Source organism: Siculibacillus lacustris, from assembly GCF_004328075.1.
GTDB classification, from domain to species: Bacteria; Pseudomonadota; Alphaproteobacteria; order Rhizobiales; family Ancalomicrobiaceae; genus Siculibacillus; species Siculibacillus lacustris.
This window is the reverse complement of sequence record NZ_SJFN01000053.1, coordinates 1-18,612: the sequence shown is the minus strand read 5'-3', so window position 1 is coordinate 18,612 and position 18,612 is coordinate 1. Positions and strand designations below refer to the sequence as shown.

Here is an 18,612-nt window from a genome sequence, read left to right as displayed (position 1 = left end):
TCAAGGCAAACCTGCGAGACCCCGCGAGCTACTTCGCCGCTCAGAAGTTCCAACTCGCCGACAAGGACGTCGTCTACGTCTCCAACTCCGGTGCCTACGAACTCTATAAGTTCCTCACACTCCTCAACAACACCTCCGACACGATCGCAAACGTCCCATCCAACCTCGCAACCGCACGAAACGCAGGAAAATCCCTCGGACAGTGAACAGGGACAGGCGGTAACCGCGAGACACGGGGCAAGGCCAGGCACGCCCCGGATTTGCCGCGTGTCCGAGGGCCCGGGTCGGGTGGCTTCGCTCGATGGCTTGGTCGTCCTCTCACGCCGAATTCAGTCGCGCGGGGTCGATCGAGGCGCGACCGATCGCGATCCGTCGTCGAGTCCCTCCAGCTTTCGGAGTGCAGCGTGCCGCAGGGTGTCCGAAGCTTGGCCGTCCGCGCCGCCTGATTGATGGCCTCGTCGAGGGGCAACATCTTCGCCCGACCGGCGACGCGCGATCGACATGTAGCGTAGAGGCGCAAGTCGTGGCATCTTGGAGCCGTGAACGAGTGTGGGTGTGTTTCGCGCGCAGCTTGGACTTCGCCGAAGCTGCCCTCGTTCTGCGGCTTTACCGATCCGCCGATCGCTTCGTCGCTGCGTCCGTGGGGACATGAGGCATTTCGACGACTGGGGATCTGCGGATTCCGACAGGAAAGTGAGACTCCCTGTTCTGGCGCCGAAAGAAAAAAGAGCTCTGTTATCCGACTCTTGCGCCCGGTCGCGTAGTCTATGCGATCGGCGACATCCACGGCCGTGTCGATCTCCTCGATCGACTGCAGGCATCCATCGACTTGGTAGAGGACGGCCGTGATGAGACGGTGACCGAAGTTTATCTCGGCGACTATGTCGACCGTGGGCGTGATTCGAGCGCCGTCGTCGATCGCCTCATCGCCCGCCGGGACGGGAACCACGACGTCGTGCTGCTGCGCGGCAATCACGAAAACATGTTCCAGGCCTTCCTCGGCGACAAGCTGCCGATCCGCGAATGGCAGAAGTACGGCGGCATGGAGACGGTGATGTCCTACGGCGTCGACCCGCAGTCGCTACCCGCGGACGACCCTGCCGCTTGGGTCGCGGCCATCCGCGCCCTGATGCCGCAGAGCCACTTGGCCTTCCTGCGCGATCTCGTCGATTCCTGGTCGATTCCCGGCTATTTCTTCGCCCATGCTGGCATCCGGCCGGGCTTGCCGTTGGAGCGCCAGTCGGCCGACGATCTCCTGTGGATCCGCGACGGCTTTCTCGGCGATCCCCGCGATCACGGCGCGGTGGTGGTGCACGGCCATACGCCCTCGCCGCAGCCGGAATTCTTCCCCAACCGCATCAATCTCGACACCGGCGCCTATCTGACCAGTTGCCTGAGCTGCCTGCGCATCGACGAGAACGGCCCGGCGCTGCTCGACTATTGAGGCCTCCGGTCGCGGGTCAGCGCTCCTTGAGCGCGCTCGAGCCGATCTCGACCAGCGGCGAGAAGATGTATTCGAGGATCCGTCGATCGCCGGTCTTGATCTCGGCCTCCGCCGCCATGCCCGGCGACAGATGCACCGCGCGGCCGTCGATGATCATCTCCTGGCGGCCGAGTTCGACGGTCACCGGATAGACCAGATTCTGGGTGCGTTGGATCCCGCCCGCTCCGGTCGAGCGCGCCCGCCCGCCGGCCACCGCCTGCTGCGAATCCGGCTCGGGCACCGCGTCGTGGGCGACCCGCTTGACCGTGCCTTCGAGCGTTCCGTAGCGGGTGAACGGGAAGGCCTCGATCTTGACCACCACCGCCTGACCCTCGCGCACGAAGCCGATGTCGCGGTTGAGCAGATAGCCCTCGAGCTCCAGCGTCGAACCGTCGGGCACCAGCCGCAACAATTCCTCGCCGGTGGTCACCACCTGGCCGATGTTGGTGACCGCCAGCGCCGTGACGGTGCCGGCGATCGGCGCCGTGATGGTCATGTGCTCCAGCCGGGCGCGCGCCTTGGCGAGCCGCTCGCGGGTGTCGTCGAGCTGGCGCTCGGCGTCGGCGAGCTTCTGGCTGTTCTCGGCGACGAAGCCCTCGATCACCCGGATCCGCTCGCGGGCGTTGACCTCGAGCGCCGCCCGGGTCTCGGCGAGTTGGCCCTGTTGGGTGGCGAGATTGACCTGCTGGACCTGATGGGTCTCCTGCGCGTCGATCAATTGTGCCTTCGATCCGGCCGAGCGTTCGACCAGTTCGGCGCGCATCCCGACCCGGGTGTTCTCGGTGGCGAGCAGGTCCTGCTGCGCCCGGATGGTGGTTTCGAGCCGGATCAGCTCGGCGCCCTTCTGGATCCGCTGGGCCTCGAGCGAGGCGAGATCGGCGGTGAGCCGGGCGATGTCGGCCTCGAGCACCAACTGTTCGCGCCGTCGGATCCCCGCCGGCATGTCGTCGGGCCAGACGATCGCCGACGCCACCGGCACCGCCAGCCGCGCCGCGGCCAGCACCGTCCGGCGCCGCAGCACCTCGGCCTGCCACGAGGCGAGTGCCGAGGTCAGCGCCGATTCGTCGGCCTGGGCCTCGCGCGGATCGAGCTCGACCAGCACTTCGCCGGCCGCCACCGCGGTGCCGTTCTGCGGCGGCGTGGCGATCACCTTGCCCGCGTCGATCGGCTGGATCACCTTGACCCGGCCGGTCGGCTGGATCTTGCCCGGGGCGATCGCCACCACGTCGAAGCGCCCGAACCAGCTCCACACCAGGGCCGCCGCCACCAGCGCGCAGATCGCCAGGATCAGCGCCATGCGGATCGGCGAGGGCGGAGTCTCGAGGATCTCGAGCGCCGCCGGCAGGAAGGCCCGGTCGGAGCTGCGCCGCATCGACCACGGCGAGGTCGGGCGGGCGGCCGTCCGGCGTTCGGGGGCGGACGCGGCGGTCGGTTGCGGGCTCATGCCGGGCCTCGCTCGTTCTGCATCGCCCACAGCCGGGCATAGAGGCCTTGGCCGCGCGCCAGCAACTCGTCGTGGCTGCCGACCTCGACGATCCGCCCCTCGACCATGCCGACGATGCGGTCGCAGTGGCGCACCGCCGCCAGCCGGTGGGCGATGATCAGCACCGTGCGGCCACGCACGATCTGGCGCATGTTGGTCTGGATCACCCGCTCGCTCTCGTAGTCGAGCGCGCTGGTCGCCTCGTCGAAGATCAGCACCGGCGGATTGGAGGCGAGCGCCCGGGCGATGGCGATGCGCTGGCGCTGCCCCCCCGACAGATTGGCGCCGCGCTCCTCGATCATCGAATCGTAGCCTTCCGGCAGCTTGGCGACGAATTCGTCGGCGCCGGCCAGCCGCGCCACGGCGATCACCTGGGCGCGCGACATCGCCGGATTGGTCAGCGCGATGTTCTCGTGGATGGTGCGGTTGAACAGCAGGTTCTCCTGCAGCACCACGCCGATGTGGCTGCGCAGCCACGACGGGTCGACCTGCGACAGGTCCGCCCCGTCGATCAGCACCTGACCCTCGTCGGGCAGGTAGAAGCGCTGCACCATCTTGGTCAGCGTCGACTTGCCCGACCCCGAGGGCCCGACGATGCCGATCACCTCACCCGGCCGGATCGCCAGCGACACCTGCCGCAGCACCTCGGGCAGGCCGGGGCGATAGCGGAACGAGACGTTGCGCACCTCGATCGCCCCCTTCGGCGGCGGTGGCGCCGAGCGGATCCGCGGCGTGCGTTCCGGCGCGGCGTTGAGGATGTCGCCGAGCCGGTCGATCGAGATGTGGACCTGCTGGAAGTCCTGGAAGATCTGCGACAGCCGCAGGATCGGCTGGGCCACCTGACCGGCAATCATGTTGAAGGCGACCAGCTGGCCGACCGTGAAGTCGCCGGAGATCACCGCCTGGGCGCCGAAGAACAGCAGGAAGGCGGTGGTCAGCTTCGAGACGTATTGGATCGAATCCTGACCGAGCGCCCCGAGCATGGTGGCGCCGAAGGCGGTCTGGACGTAAGCCGCGAGCCGCTCCTCCCACTCCACCTGCATGATCGGCTCGACCGCCGCCGCCTTGATCGTCTGGATGCCGACGATCGTCTCCACCAGGAACTGCTGGCTCAGCGCACCGCGATCGAACTTCTCCTTGATGCGGTCGCGCAGCAGCGGTCGGATCACCGCGGTGATCAAGAGGTAGATCGGGATCGCCGCCAGCACCACCAGGGTCAGCCACCACGAATAGGCGAACAGCACGGCGATGAACACGAAGGCGAACAAGAGATCGAGCGCCGCGAACAGACCCTGACCGGTCAGGAACGAGCGGATCGTCTCGAGTTCGCGCACCCGCGCCACCGTCTGACCCGCCGAGCGCGTCTCGAAATAGCCGATCGGCAGGCGCAGCAGGTGCTGGAACAGCCGTTGCCCGAGCTCGACGTCGATACGGTTGGTGGTGTGCGACAACGCATAGGTGCGCAGGTACTGCAGGAACACGTCGAAGGCGCCGATCACCACCAGACCGGCGATCAGCACCGTCAGCGTCGACCAGCCCTTGTGGGTCAGCACCTTGTCGACGATCACCTGGAAGAACAGCGGCGTCACCAGGGCGAACAACTGGATGAACAGCGACGCCACCAGGACGTGGCCGAGCGGCCGTCGATAGCGCCACAGCGACGGCAGGAACCAGCGGATCCCGAAGGTCTGGGGATCGGCGCCGGCGCCCATGAAGCGGCGGGTGACCCGGATCGCCACCGGATCGAGTTCTTCGAACAGCACCCTCGCGGCGAGCTTGCGCTCCTGACGGCCGACCGGGTCGATCGCCCGGATCTCGCCGTCGGGAAAGCGCCCGCCGAACACCAGGAAGGTGCCGTCGCGACGCCGCAACAGCGACGGCGCCGGCAGGGTCTCGATCTCTTCGGCGCGCTTCAGCCGGCCGATCGCCGCCCGCAGGCCGAGGATCCGCGCCGCCCGCACCACCTGATCGGCATCGGCCCGGGCTTCGCCGGCGATCGCCAGATCGCGCCGCAACGCCGCCGCATCGGCGGGAATCCGGAAGAACGCCGCGACCCCGCAGAGCCCGATCAGCCCGCTGTCGGAAGCGGCGGTCGGGTCGAACGGGCCGGCGGGGGCGGCATCGGTCATCGGAACTCGCGTCGGTCGGGTCGGGACGGCGATCCCGAGACGGTCATGGAAAAGGCATCCCTCGGCAACGCCCGGAACTTAGTACGAACGACCGGCCCGGTACAACGCGCGATGTGGCGGCTCGGCGCCGCTCGCCCCGAGGCTCTGGGCGGAGGTCACACCAAAAAGCACCCGAAACCGCGCCATCGGCACGACCTCGGGCGTCCACTTGCAGCGGGCGGGACGGTGCCGCGGCTTCACGCCACCACGGCCCAGCCGGTCCCGGGATTGCCGATCGTGCCGCCGCCGACGATGGTGGTGTCGTTGATCAGCCACGCGGCCAGGGTGTTGTCGGTCGCCGACTTGAACAGGATGTCCGACTTGCCGTCGCCGTCGAGATCCTGGATCCCCTGGAACACCCAGGAGGCGCCGGGATTGCCGATGAACCCGCCGCCGATCTGGGTCGTCCCCGACATGTCCCAGGTCGCCAGCCGTCCCGACGAATCCTGGAACAGCAGATCCGACTTGCCGTCACCGTTGAAGTCGCCGAGGCCCTTGAACACCCAAGTCCCGCCCGGCGAACCGATCGAGCCGCCGCCGACGATGGTCGAATCGCCGAGCTGCCAGGTCGCCAGCGTCCCGTCGGTCTTCTGGAACAACAGATCCGAGCGGCCGTCGCCGTCGAAGTCGCCGATCCCGACCTCCGTCCAGGCCGCACCGGGCGTGCCGATGGTGCCGCCGCCGACGATCGACGTCCCGGCGATGTCCCAAGAGGCATAGGCGCCGCTCGTCGCATTGTAGAACAACAGGTCGGACCGCCCGTCGCCGTCGAAGTCGCCGGTGCCCTTGAAGGTCCAGGCCGCGCCCGGCGAGCCGATGGTGCCGCCACCGGTGATCGCCGTGCCGTTGGTGGTCCAGGTGGCGAGCGTGCCGCTCGAATTCTGGAACAGCACGTCGATCTTGCCGTCGCCGTTGAAGTCGCCGCGCGCGACCGCGGTCCAGGCGCTGCCCGACGAGCCGAAGCCGGCGCCGCCGGTGATCGAGGCCCCCGACACCGTCCAGGTCGCCACCGTGCCGTCGCTCTTCTGGAACACCAGCGTCGGAGCGATCGGCACCGCCGCCTTGACCGAGCCGGCCACCGACCAGGTCAGGCCCGGATTGCCGATCGTGCCGCCGCCGACGATGGTGGTGTCGGAGAGATCCCAAGTCGCGAGCGTGCCGTCGCGCTTCTGGAACAGGAGATCGGCCTTGCCGTCGCCGTTGTAGTCGCCGACGTCGCGCAGCGTCCAGGCGGTGCCGGGCGAGCCGATGGTGCCACCGCCGGCGATCGCGTCGGACCCGATGTCCCAGGTGGCGTAACTGCCGGTCGTGGTGTTCTGGAACAGGATGTCGGAGGTTCCGTCGCCGTTGAAGTCGCCGATCGCCCGGAACACCCAGGCGCTGCCGGGATTGCCCAGCGTCGCACCGCCGGAATGGGTGTCGCCGGTGATCAGCCACGTGGCATAGGCGCCGGTGGTGATGTTCTGGAACAGGATGTCGGATTTGCCGTCGCCGTCGAAGTCGCCGGTCCCGAGCACCCGCCAGCCGGTGCCGACGCTGCCGAGCGTCGCCCCGCCGGCGACCCCGGAGGCGTTCACCCGCCAAGTGGCGAGCGTGCCGTCGGCCTTGCGGAACAGGATGTCGGAGGACCCGTTGGCGTCGAAGTCGCCGGTCGCCGCGACGCTCCAGCCGGTCCCGGGGTTGCCGTAGGAGGGGCCTGCGACGATCGTCGTTCCCGACAACTGCCAGGCGGCGATCGTCCCGTCGGCCTTCTGGAACAACAGGTCGGCATTGCCGTCGCCGCCGAAGTCGGCGACGGCCACGGTCCGCCACGCCGAACCGGGATTGCCGATGGTGCCGCCCACCGCGATCGTGGTGTCGGTGAGCATCCAGGTGGCGATCGATCCGTCGGCCTTGCGCAGCACGACGTCGGAGTGGCCCTCGCCGTTGAGATCCTTGGCGGCCGTCTGGCGGATCGCCACGGTGCGGTCGGAGAACTGCAGCAGCTCGACGTTGGTCAGCGTGTCGGTGGTCCCATTGGCCGTCACCGTCCGCGAGCCGTCGGTATTGCGCACGACGGTCGACGACGCATAGGTCGCGGCATAATCGACCACGTCGGCACCGCCGCCGCCGTCGACGGTGCCGCGACCGCCGGCGATCACGTCGTTGCCGGCGAGCGCCAGCACGGTGCCGCCGGTGGTTCCGGCGATGCGGTCGTTGCCGGACGAGCCGGAAACCGTGCTGCCCGGCGTGCGGGTGTCGTAGATCGTCGCCTCGACGGTGTTGCCGCCCCCTTGCGCCGACACCCGGTAGGACAGTTCGAACCGCCCGTCGCCGAGCGAGCGCAGCCGGTCGAAGGCCGTCAGCGCGGTCGTGAGGCTGCTCACTTCGGTGCCGTCTGCGGCGAACTGGACGAGATGCACCGCGTCGGTGTCGGAATAGGCCAGAACGATGGTGTCGTTGGAGGAGCTTCGCGACACTTGCCAGTGCACGCTCGCGGTCGCAGCCAGGGTCAGGGTGACCGGGGTGCCGGACAGGGCGGTCCCGCTGGCGTCGAACAGCGCGACCGAAAGGACGTGGGTGCCGTTGGCGAGTTTTCCTTCGGTGACGCCGAGGAAATTGCCGTTCGACAGGTAGACTGCATCCGCGCCCCAGGTATCGGAAAGGTTGTCCTGATAGGTCACCGTGGCGCCGAGGCTGCCGTCGTTGGCGTTGAGCGACTGGATGTCGATCTGGCCGGTCACCGCGGCATCGGAGTGGACGAATTCGTAGTTGCCGGCGTTGTCGGTGCCAATGTACCAGTCGAGACTGGTCGACACGTTCGATGCCAGCGTCACCGGCGCGAATTTCGCGGTTCCAGACGTGTCGAAACCCTGGACGACGATGTTCTCGATGCCGCTGCTGACCCGCGTGGAATAGGCGAAGAGCAGGGTGTTCGAGGTGAAGGCGTAGGAATAGGTGATCGGCGAGGTGATGCCCGAGATCAGCGCCGTCGTCGAACCCTTCAAGGTGATCGCCGGACTTCCCGACGCGACCTTGTGATAGGCGTCGGTGAACGCCTGGAAGTCGATGTCATAGGCCCCGCTGACTGTGGTGCTGGCCGCGAACCAGAACGCGCCGCCGTTCGCCACACCGTTGGAACTGGTGAACAGCGCGACCCCGGTTGCCCCCGTGCTGACTTTGGTGCCCGAGAAGTTCGAGCCGGTCATCGGGAAGACCATGGTCGTCGTCCCGAGTACCACCGTCTGGGCTTCGGTATCTCCGAAGCTGTCGGTCGCCGTGAGGACGACGTTGTAGGTCAGGCTCGAATTGACGTTGTAGCCGGAACTCGCCGTTTCGGTGTCGATCCACGCGACGTTCGACCCGTTACCCTGCGATCGATCCCAATGCGTCGCCGAATAACCGGAGAAGAGGGTGGAAATGGAAGACCAAACGCTGATCGACATGGTGCTTCTCCCGAAAGCAATCTCGCAACAATAACCGAGCACAACAAGGTAGTGGCGACATGGTGATACGGGTCACTCGTCGCATCAAGTCAATTCGTTGCAGAGAAGGCCGAAGAGCGGCGGACACGTGTTCACATTCGACGTGAACGGAGCGAACCGTGCCGTGGTGTCGCGCCGGCCCCCTCGGGGATCTCTCTTGGTGGATCTCAGGCGATCAGGGTCCAGGCGGCACCGGGATTGCCCAGCGTGCCGCCGCCGACGATCGTCGTGTCGTTGATCAGCCAGGCCGCCAGCGTCGAGTCGGTCGCCGACTTGAACACGATGTCCGAACGGCCGTCGCCGTCGAGGTCGCGGATGCCCTGGAACACCCAGGCCGAGCCGGGATTGCCGATCGTGCCGCCGCCGATCTGGGTCGTCCCCGCCATGTCCCAGGTCGCCAAGGTCCCGTCGGTCTTCTGGAACAGAATGTCCGAGCGCCCGTCGCCGTCGAAGTCGCCGATCCCCTTGAAAGTCCAGGCGGCGCCGGGATTGCCCAGCGTGCCGCCGCCGACGATCGAGGTGTCGCCGAGCTGCCAGGTCGCCAGCGTCCCGTCGGTCTTCTGGAACAACAGGTCCGAACGGCCGTCGCCGTCGAAGTCGCCGATGCCGTCGAGCGTCCAGGCGGCGCCGGGATTGCCGATCGTGCCGCCGCCGACGATCGCCGTGCCGGCGACGTCCCAGCTGGCGTAGGCTCCGGTGGTGGCGTTGTGGAACAGCAGGTCGGAGCGGCCGTCGCCGTCGAAGTCGCCGGTGCCGGTATAGGCCCAGGCGGTGCCGGGATTGCCGATCGTGCCGCCGCCGGTGATCGTCGTGCCGTCGGTCTGCCAACTGGCCAGCGCACCGGTCGCGCCGTTGCGGAACAGCACGTCGAGGCGGCCGTTGCCGTCGAAATCGGCGGTGGCGAGCGCCGTCCAGGCCGAGCCGGTCGAGCCGAAGCCGGCGCCGCCGGTGATCGCCGTGCCGGCCATCGTCCAGGTCGCCACCGTGCCGTCGGTCTTCTGGAACAGCAGCGTCGGGGCGAGGGCGACCCCGGCGTGCAGGCTGCCGGTGGTCCAGGCGAGGCCGGGATTGCCCAGCGTGCCGCCGCCGACGATCGTCGTGTCGGCGAGATCCCAGGTGGCCAGCGTGCCGTCGCGCTTCTGGAACAGGAGATCGCTGCGGCCGTCGCCGTTGAAGTCGCCGACCTCGCGCAGGGTCCAGGCGGCGCCCGGGCTGCCGATCGTGCCGCCGCCGACGATCGCGTCGCCGACGATGTCCCAGGTGGCGTAGGTGCCGGTCGCGGTGTTCTGGAACAGCAGGTCCGAGGAGCCGTCGCCGTTGAAGTCGCCGATCGCCCGGAACACCCAGGCGGCGCCGAGGCTGCCGAGGTTCGCACCGCCGGCATGGGCGTCGGCGGCGACCAGCCAAGTCCGATAGGCGCCGGTGGTGCCGTTGCGCAGCAGGATGTCGGCGGTGCCGTCGCCGTCGAAGTCGCCGGTGCCAAGCACCTGCCAATCGGCGCCGGGATTGCCGAGGGTGGCGCCGCCGGCGAGGCCGGAGGCGCCGACCAACCAGGTGGCGAGCGTGCCGTCGGCCTTGCGGAACAGGAGATCGGTCGAGCCGTCGCCGTCGAAGTCGCCGGTGGCGGCGAGCGCCCAGGCGCGGCCGGGATTGCCGAGGGTGCCGCCACCGGTGATGGTGGTCCCCGACAGCGTCCAGGTGGCGAGCGTGCCGTCGGCCCTGCGGAACAGCACGTCGGATTTGCCGTCGCCGCCGAAGTCGCCGGTGGCGACCCGCCGCCATGCGGTCCCGGGATTGCCGATGGTGCCGCCGACGGCGATCGCCGTATCCGCCAGCATCCAGGTCGCCAGCGTCCCGTCGGACTTGGCGAAGAGGAGGTCGGAACGGCCGTCGGAGTCGAGGTCGCAGGCGTCGGTAAGGGGATCGGTGAGGCAGATGACCGAGCCGAGCGCGGCGAGCCGGGCGGTCATGCCGGACACCGCGACCCCGACCATGCCGTTGATCCGGATGCGCAGGGCGTCGGTGATCTCGGCGAGCACGCCGAAGTCGGCGGACACTTGGGCGCCGGTGAGGCGGATCGTCGGGGTCTTGGCATCGGTCAGGCCGATCGCCTCGAGCGTACCCGACATCACCATGGTCTCGAGCCCGGCGAGATTGGCGACGAGGGCCTTGGCGGTATCGGCGATCGCCTGCGCCTGGGACAACAGGCCGTTGTCATAGGCTTGGATCGCGGTGGCGACGTCATTGCCGACCCAGAGGTGAATGTCCGGGCGGTTGGAATCGTCCCCGCCCCAAGACGCCGTGACGTGCATGAGCACTTCGCCATAGCTCTGTGGCGCGGTGTAGAGCAGGTTCGCGAAGTCGACGCCATATGCCTCGGCTGCATTACCCGAGATCCAGTCGAAGCCGGAAAGCATAGCGGTGAAAGAAAAATGTCCGACGCCACTGTCGATGTATCCGTAGTAGAAGGGGGTCGACGTCTGTGACGGACCCGAAAAATCGACGAGATCCGCGACCTTGATGGCTTCTCCGAAGGCCAGGACCTTTTCACGTTTCACCGTCTCGGAAATCTTCCAGCCTTGCTCGGTGATCGCGAGGACTTCCGTCTGGCTCCAGCCAGTGGCATCCTGCGCCGAGATCAGCAGATCGGGTGTATCGACGGTCGAACCGGTGCCGTACTGGACCTTGGCGAAATCGGCGGCGGAGACGACGACGATTCCCTGCGCCGTCTGGTCCGCCGTGGCGAGATCGGCGGCGCCGCCGAGGGAAAGCGCGCCGTCGCCGACCACCTGCAGAGCATAGCGGGTGATCGCCTGTCCGGAGAGATCGTTGAATCGCACCAGCGAGGCGACGCAATTCGACGTGCCGTAGATCGCCGCCCGGCCGGTAGTGCCGATACGCATCCGCGACGCGGTCGAGGCGGAATCGTCGATGACGAAATCGCCGTAGACCGCCTTGATGTCGGCCATCGAGGCTTCGAATTCGGGCAGGTAGTCGCCGAAACCGGATAGCCCCCAGGGGTTGCGGATGATGAAGCAGCCGGTCGCGGTGTCGTAGCCGATCACGCCCAGGGCATGGTTGACGATGAACTTCTCTTTGCCCGACGAGTCGTAGCTGTAGGCGTAGCTCTCGACAACCACGTCGTCGTGATCGGCCAACGCCGCCAGCACATAGGCCTTGTAGGAGGTCCAGGCGGCGTCGCCGCTGTCGTAGTAGCGTACGGACTTGCAGTTGGTCAGGTTGGCCAGCACGTCGGTGGCCGGGTCGCCGCTGATGTTCTCGTAGGAATTGACCGCCGGGTGGGAGAGCAGGCCGGTGCTGCTCAGCTGCGCATAGGCCTTCTCGACCAGATCGGCCCACAGGGCCGCCCCGGCCGCGGCGTTCTCGTTGTTGAAGGCCAGCGCGCCGTTGGTATAGACCGGCAGATTGCGGTCGACCGTTTCCCACATCTCGTCGCCGTTCACGTAGAAACGCACGCCGTAGGTGCCGTTGCCGTTGTCGACGATCATCTTCGACACGAGATCGGGATGGTTGAGAACCGCCTCGATCAATCCGGCGAGCAATTCGCAGTCGCCGACATAGCCCTGGGCGATGTCCTGGACGGTCGCTGCCCCGCTCGCCCCATAGAGGGCACCGCTCTGCCAGGCATAGGCGGTCGAATAGTTCGGAACCGACGGGTCGGGCAGGTCCTTGCCCGCGTACCACTCGTCGATCAGCTGGGTGAACACCGCCGCGGTGGTCCCGACCTGCAGGTTGGCGAGCGTCACCTGGGTGGTGCCGCCCCCCGCCCACACCAGATTGGCCGGATTGCCGAGCACCAGTTGCCGGAAGATCGCCGCGACAGAGTCGGAAGCCGCGACCCCGATGTTGAGATGGGTGGCGATGGTCTGGAGGTCGGCGAGCGTGGTGGCCGTCAGACTGCCCTCGGCGGCGACGTCGCGCAGCACCTTCAGCAGTTCGGCATAGGTGAAGGTGCCGTCGGCGGCGGCGGTCGCCACGTCGGCGGAGACCGTCGAATCGACCAGCGTCGAGGTCCAGGCGCGGGTGGCGCCGGCGATGGTGATGGGCATGGACGGTCTCCGGGCGGCGGACCGATCGTCTGATCGCAGGCAGCGTATCCGCCGAAGATTGCCGATTCGTGCCGGTCGAGGCCCGAATTTTCGCCGGCACCTTCGCAGATCTCGGCGCACGGGTCGAGGCAGGCTCGACCCGGCACGCCCGAGTTGCAATCAGCAGGACTACCCATGCGACTGCGGCGCGTGGCGTCGATCGCCGCTCGCCCCGGAGGCGGATCGACGGGCCGTCGCCGGCCCGCCGATGGCGTTCGGAGCGTCACGCCGTCAGAGCGTCACGCCGGTCTTGAAGATCACGATCTCGCCGATGCCGTTGGTCTCGTTGCGGGTGGCATTGCCGCTCGCCACCGCCAGCACGGTGTCGACGAAGGAATCGCGCAGGTCGGCGACGGTCGCCGCTCCCGTGGCGATCGGACCGGCGTCGAAGTCGATCCAGTGCGGCTTGCGTTCGGCCAGCGTTGAGTTGGTCGCCACCTTGACGGTCGGCACCACGCCGCCGAGCGGCGTGCCGCGGCCGGTGGTGAACAGCACCATGTGGCAGCCCGAGGCGGCGAGCGCCGTCACCGCGACGCCGTCGTTGCCCGGCGCCGAGAGGAGATTGAGGCCGGGGACATGGATCCGGTCGGTGTATTTGAGCACGTCGTGGACGGTCGAGAGCCCGGCCTTCTGGGTGCAGCCGAGCGACTTCTCCTCGAGCGTCGAGATGCCGCCGGCCTTGTTGCCGGGCGACGGGTTCTCGTAGATCGGCTGCTTGTTGGCGATGTAGTATTCCTTGAAATCGTTGACCAGGGCCACCGTCTTCTCGAACACGTCTCGGTTCTCGGCCCGCTCCATCAGCAGCTGTTCGGCGCCGAACATCTCCGGCACTTCGGTCAGGACCGTGGTGCCGCCGATGCCGCACAGCCAGTCGGAGAAGGCACCGAGCAGCGGATTGGCGGTGATTCCCGAAAAACCGTCCGAGCCGCCGCACTTGAGGCCGACCCGCAGCCGGTCGGCGCCGACTTCGCTGCGCACGTCGCCGGCCATCACCGCGGCGAGTTCGCGCGCCGCCGTCAGCGCCTCGGCCTCTTCGTCACCGGCCTCCTGCGAGATGAGGAAGCGGACGCGGCGCGGATCCGGGGGCGCGAAGCCGTCGGAGAAATAGGCCTTGGTGTTGTTCTCGCAGCCGAGCCCGAGGATCAGCACGCCGCCGGCATTGGGATGCTGGGCGTAGTTCTGGAGGATGCCGCGGGTGTTGGCGAGATCGTCGCCGAGCTGCGAGCAGCCGTAGGGGTGGGCCAGCACCGCGACCTTCGAGCCTTCCGGCAGCATGCCTTCGGCCTCGATCTTCTTGGCGATGTTCTGCGCCAGCCCGTTGATGCAGCCGACCAGCGGCACGATCCACAGATCGTTGCGGATGCCGATGTCGCCGTTGGAGCGCACGAAGGCCGCGATCTTCGGCACGGTGCCGCCGTTGTTCGGCTGGGCCACCGGATGGCCGGAATAGGCGTAGTCGACGATGCCGCCGAGCGCCGTCTTGAGATTGTGGGTGTGGACGTGACGGCCGGGGGCTATCGCCTCCTTGGCAATGCCGATCACCGCGCCGTATTTGATCACCCGGTCGCCTTCGGCGATCTCGGCGATCGCAAATTTGTGGCCCTGCGGGATGTCGTCGCCGAGCGTCACGGCGAAGGCGGGGATCACGGTCCCGGCGGCGATCGGCTCGAGGGCGACCGCGACGGTGTCGTCGGAATGGATTCTGAGAACTCGGGTCATGGCTCGCCCCTCGGGTCGCCGTGTCCCCCGCCTGGGACACCGTTCGGATCGGGATCCTCGTGCGAGGATCGGTCGGAAGAAATATGGGGTGCCCCCCGCCGATGGCGAGGGGCTCGTCGTTCCGTCGGGGTCCGACCGCGGCGGCCGCGTCGCGACCGTCGGGCCGATCAGGCCGCGTCGACCAGGGTCGCGAGCCGCGCGAAGGTGAACGGCACCTCGGTCAGCGTCGCGAAGTCGGCGAGAACCGCGGCGCGCAGCGCCGGGGTGTCGATCGACTTGCCCCAGAAGCCGGTCTCGGCGAGATACGCCGCGACCATCGCCTCGCGGCCCTTCGGCGAGCCGTCATCGAGGGCGCCGATCGCCTTGACCTTGGCGAGGATGTCGGCGGAATCGCGCGGCGGCAGTTCCGCCGAACCGGGGAAGCGGCCGAGGTAGAACACCAGCCAGGCGGCCAGCGACAGGGTCATCAAGGGCGCCGGCTTGCCGAACTTCTCGATATAGGCGGTGAGCCGATCGAGGTTGCGGGTCTGATACTTGACCAGGCCGTTGAGGCTGATGTCGTACCAGAGATGGCGGATGTAGGGATTGGCGAAGCGGCGCAGCACCGCGGCGGCGAAGCTGTCGAGTTCGTCCCTGGGCAGCGTCAGGAAGGGGATCACCTCCTGCCCGAGCAGCTTGTCGAGGAACTTGGCGCCGACCGGCGTGGTCACCGCCTCGCCGACCGTCGGCACGCCGGCGATCAGCGACAAGGGGCACAGCCCGGTGTGGGCGCCGTTGAGGATCGCCACCTTGCGCGCCTTGTAGGGCGTGACGTCGGCGGTGACGATGGTGCCGACGTCGTGGTCGGCGAGCGGCAGGCGCAGCGCCGGCTGGTCGGCCTTGCGCTCGATGACGAAGAAGTTGAACAGCTCGGTCGCCGTCATGAACAGGTCTTCGTAGCCGAGCGACTTCTTCAGCTCTTCGGCTTCGGCGCGCGGATAGCCGGGGACGATGCGATCGACCAGGGTGTTGTAGAAGGCGTTGGCCGACTTCACCCAGGCGATGAACGCCGGCTCCAGACCCCATTCCTCGGCGTGCTGCAGCACGATACGCTTCAGCTCGTCGCCGTTGTGGTCGATCAGCTCGCAGGCGATCATCTGCCAGCCGGTCTCCGGCGTGCCGCCGAAGGCCTTCCAACGCTCGTGCAGGAGCCGGGTCATCTTGCCCGGGAAGGACACCGGCGGCACGTCGTCGTATTTGACGGTCGGGACAAAGGCGATGCCGGCGTCGGTGGTGTTGGAGATCACCACGGTGATCGCCGGATCGTGGGCGAGCGCCAGCACGCCGGCCCAATCCTCGTGCGACGGCAGTTCCTTGCGCACGCTGGCGACGATGCGGGCTTCGGAGACTTCCGCGCCGCTCTCGTCGACGCCGCGCGACAGCACCGTATAGAGGCCGTCCTGCTCGTTCAGCGTATGCGGATTGCCGCCGGCGATCGGACGGACCACCACGACACCCCAGTCGGTGCCGGCGCTCTCGTTCATACGGTCGATCTTCCAGTCGACGAAGGCGCGCAGGAAGTTGCCTTCGCCGAACTGCAGGATGCGCGGGGTCGGCCGCGGCCGTCCGCCGAGGAAGGATGCGTCGAGGGATTTCATGGGGAGTTCCTCCGAGTGGGAGCGGGATCGCCACGGACGCCCGCGCGAACCGACCGGCGCCCTCCGGTCGGCTCGCCGAGCGTCTGCGATCACCGTTCGATGACGATCTTCAGCGTCGTCGCGCGTTCGCGGGTCCAGTAGGGCAAGGCCTCGGCGGCGTCTTCGAAGGCGAAGACCTTCGAGATCAGATCGTCCGGCGCATGATCGAGGCCTTCGAGGTAGGTGATCACCGCGCGGAAGTCGTCGGCGGTGGCGTTGCGCGAGCCCATGATGTCGAGCTCTTTGAGATTGAAGAACTTGGTGTCGTAGGCGACCGGCGCCTTGCAGTAGCCGATGTAGACCACCCGGCCGCAGAAACAGACGATGTCGATCGCCTGGGTAAAGGTGGCCGGCGCGCCGACCGCCTCGATCACCACGTCGGCGCCGTCGCCGCCGGTCAGTTCCGCGACCCGCGCGGCGACGTCTTCGGTGCCCGCATCGATCGTGTGGGTGGCGCCGTAGCGCGCCGCCATGGCGATCTTCGAGGCGCCGATGTCGACGGCGATGACGGTGGCGCCGCGCGCCACCGCGCCGGCGATCGCCCCCATGCCGATCATGCCGCAGCCGATCACCACCACCCGGTCGGTCTTGGTGACGCGACCGCGGGCGACCGCGTGGAAGCCGACCGACAGCGGCTCGACCAGCGCCAGATGGCGCGGTGCGAGTTTGTCGTTGAGGATCAGTTTGCCCCAGGGCAACACGAACTTCTCGGCGAGGCCGCCGTTCTGCTGGACGCCGAGGGTGCGGTTGGACTTGCAGGCGTTGACCCGGCCCTGGCGGCACGAGGTGCACTGGCCACAGGCGGTATAGGGCACGACGATGGCGCGGCGCCCGGGCGCGTATTCGGCCGGCACGTCGGTGCCGGTGCAGATGATCTCGGCGCCGATCTCGTGGCCGGGGATCCGGGGCAGCGCGACCAGCGGGTTGAGGCCGGTGAAGGTGGCGAGGTCGCTGCCGCACAAACCGACGTGGCGCACCGCCACGAGGACTTCGCCGGGGCCCGGAACGGGCTCGGGGACGTCATGGAACGCGCAACGCTCCACGCCTTCGATCATCAATGCCTTCATCGGTCGCTGTTCCCTGATCCGCGGCGCCCTGTGGCGCTCGCCTGCGGTCGACCGACCCCGTCCACCCGCGCGAGATCCGCGCAGGGAGATCGATCCCGCGGTTTTGTTTGACAGGCGCCATGGGATCCCGTCAACGTGTTTTTTATCCATAAAATACCAGTTTAAAAAACATCGCCACCTCGCCTTGTCGGTATCGGTTGGACGACAGGGGGGGGTATCGGTGACGCCTCGCCGAACTCGACTGATGACAACCGCTCTCGCTCACGGCCCGGTTCTGCCGATCCGGCCTCGTGCCCATTGTGGTAAGATGTTGGAGTTGCAATTATCGTTGCAAACGAAGCTGATTTGTTGGCTGCGTCAGCGGGCGATGTCGATCGGCCGATATTCGTCGACGCGAATACCGGGAGAGCGGCAGAAGAGGTGGCGAAACGCGGTAATAACGCACCGACCGGGTGCATTGACGTCTTGAAGGCGCAGATCCCACTATCCACGATGGCAGAAAAATACGAGAAATTCGATCGGTTCGTCATGGATCTGTAGGAATCGGGAGGCTATCGCAACTTCAGAAAGTGGGGGGCAGATCCCGGCTGCCGTGTTCGAGCGCAGGCCGGGATGGTCGTTCGAATGCCGTAGACGATGGAACCGATTGTTCTGACGAGCAACAAGAGCTTGACGTCGAGAGTCAACGGATTGCACTATGCTTCTACGGCAACCCAAAATCCCCTTTGTCGTCGATCGTAGAGGCTCCCGTCACGTATACGTCGGGAGCTTCTCTCGTTTGCGATCGAGCCTCGCTTCCCGGGCCTGCGGCCGACCATTGGTGGGTTGCCGATCTGCTGCCGGGGTGCGACGCTGGCACCGTGCAGCGGGGCAACTTGACGATGAGCGATCCGAATCAGGTTCAGAGACTCGCATCGTCAGCGCTGCGGCTCCGAGCCGCAGTCTCGGTTGCGCTGGTCGCCCTCGCGGAGATCGAAGGGGCAGCCACCATTGAGGATGCTCGGCGGCGCGCGCACGAGGCACGGCTGGCGATTCGAGATGCGATCAGGCCGACAGCGAAATAGTTGCCGCCGGTTGCACGTCGCGCCGATTCTGCGCCATCTCGGTTCGTTCGGTCTACAAGCCCGGCCATCCCCGTTCCGCTGCCGCTGTACAGGGAGGACAAATCCTTCGCTCTTGCCCTCTGGGCCGTTCTACTGTTGATTTCCGCGGAGAACTGACCCAGGCTTTCCACTGAGAACTGACCCGCCTTGATGATGGTCGGTTGGTCAGTTGGCGGTCAAGTTCCTCGTCTTCTCCCTGGTTGGTTTGGCCGTTTTCGCCGAACTGTTCTTGAAGCGGAAGCTGTCGTTCCCTGTCTCCAGGATGTGGCAGTGGTGGGTGAGCCGGTCGAGCAACGCGGTCGTCATCTTGGCATCGCCGAAGACGGTCGCCCATTCACTG

Annotated in this window: 9 protein-coding genes and 1 pseudogene; 2 read left to right on the top strand and 8 right to left on the bottom strand. The window is 67.3% G+C overall.

Features of this window, described 5'->3' with window-relative positions:
- Positions 1 to 206, top strand: a pseudogene (locus EYW49_RS23150) (polysaccharide biosynthesis/export family protein); the annotation flags it as partial.
- A 497-nt stretch (positions 207 to 703) separates the two neighbouring features.
- Positions 704 to 1,444 (top strand): metallophosphoesterase family protein, encoded by a 741-nt coding sequence (locus tag EYW49_RS21530; RefSeq protein WP_131311689.1) that lies wholly within the window; start codon positions 704 to 706, stop codon positions 1,442 to 1,444.
- A 16-nt stretch (positions 1,445 to 1,460) separates the two neighbouring features.
- Here EYW49_RS21530 and EYW49_RS21525 read toward each other — a convergent pair whose 3' ends face one another.
- From EYW49_RS21525 to EYW49_RS21490, 8 genes are all read right to left on the bottom strand, one after another.
- On the bottom strand, positions 1,461 to 2,927 hold the full coding sequence (locus EYW49_RS21525; protein WP_228259710.1) for an HlyD family type I secretion periplasmic adaptor subunit: 1,467 nt from the start codon (positions 2,925 to 2,927) through the stop codon (positions 1,461 to 1,463).
- On the bottom strand, positions 2,924 to 5,095 hold the full coding sequence (locus EYW49_RS21520; RefSeq protein WP_131311688.1) for a type I secretion system permease/ATPase: 2,172 nt from the start codon (positions 5,093 to 5,095) through the stop codon (positions 2,924 to 2,926). Before EYW49_RS21520 ends, EYW49_RS21525 begins: the two co-directional genes overlap by 4 nt.
- A 236-nt stretch (positions 5,096 to 5,331) precedes the next feature.
- Entirely contained in the window at positions 5,332 to 8,559 is a 3,228-nt protein-coding gene (locus tag EYW49_RS21515; RefSeq protein ID WP_131311687.1) for a beta strand repeat-containing protein, read from the bottom strand.
- A gap of 206 nt (positions 8,560 to 8,765) precedes the next feature.
- Entirely contained in the window at positions 8,766 to 12,668 is a 3,903-nt protein-coding gene (locus tag EYW49_RS21510) for an FG-GAP-like repeat-containing protein (protein ID WP_131311686.1), read from the bottom strand.
- A 270-nt stretch (positions 12,669 to 12,938) separates the two neighbouring features.
- The gene (locus tag EYW49_RS21505; protein WP_131311685.1) at positions 12,939 to 14,426 is read right to left on the bottom strand and encodes a UxaA family hydrolase; all 1,488 of its coding nucleotides are present in this window, start codon (positions 14,424 to 14,426) and stop codon (positions 12,939 to 12,941) included.
- 167 nt (positions 14,427 to 14,593) lie between these two features.
- Positions 14,594 to 16,063 carry a tagaturonate reductase gene (locus EYW49_RS21500; protein ID WP_131311684.1) on the bottom strand — a complete coding sequence of 490 codons (1,470 nt, stop codon included), beginning with the start codon at positions 16,061 to 16,063 and terminating at the stop codon, positions 14,594 to 14,596.
- 89 nt (positions 16,064 to 16,152) lie between these two features.
- Positions 16,153 to 17,169, bottom strand: a complete 1,017-nt coding sequence (locus EYW49_RS21495) for a zinc-binding alcohol dehydrogenase family protein (protein WP_131311683.1) — start codon at positions 17,167 to 17,169, stop codon at positions 16,153 to 16,155.
- A 1,268-nt stretch (positions 17,170 to 18,437) separates the two neighbouring features.
- A partial coding sequence (locus EYW49_RS21490; RefSeq protein WP_165498331.1) for an ATP-binding protein occupies positions 18,438 to 18,612 on the bottom strand: 175 nt, incomplete at its 5' end.

Coding starts and splice junctions, on each gene's coding strand:
- EYW49_RS21500 (WP_131311684.1), bottom strand. CDS start 16,063: ATGAAATCCCTCGACGCATCCTTCCTCGGCGGACGGCCGCGGCCGACC.
- EYW49_RS21505 (WP_131311685.1), bottom strand. CDS start 14,426: ATGACCCGAGTTCTCAGAATCCATTCCGACGACACCGTCGCGGTCGCC.
- EYW49_RS21520 (WP_131311688.1), bottom strand. CDS start 5,095: ATGACCGATGCCGCCCCCGCCGGCCCGTTCGACCCGACCGCCGCTTCC.
- EYW49_RS21495 (WP_131311683.1), bottom strand. CDS start 17,169: ATGAAGGCATTGATGATCGAAGGCGTGGAGCGTTGCGCGTTCCATGAC.
- EYW49_RS21525 (WP_228259710.1), bottom strand. CDS start 2,927: ATGAGCCCGCAACCGACCGCCGCGTCCGCCCCCGAACGCCGGACGGCC.
- EYW49_RS21515 (WP_131311687.1), bottom strand. CDS start 8,559: ATGTCGATCAGCGTTTGGTCTTCCATTTCCACCCTCTTCTCCGGTTAT.
- EYW49_RS21510 (WP_131311686.1), bottom strand. CDS start 12,668: ATGCCCATCACCATCGCCGGCGCCACCCGCGCCTGGACCTCGACGCTG.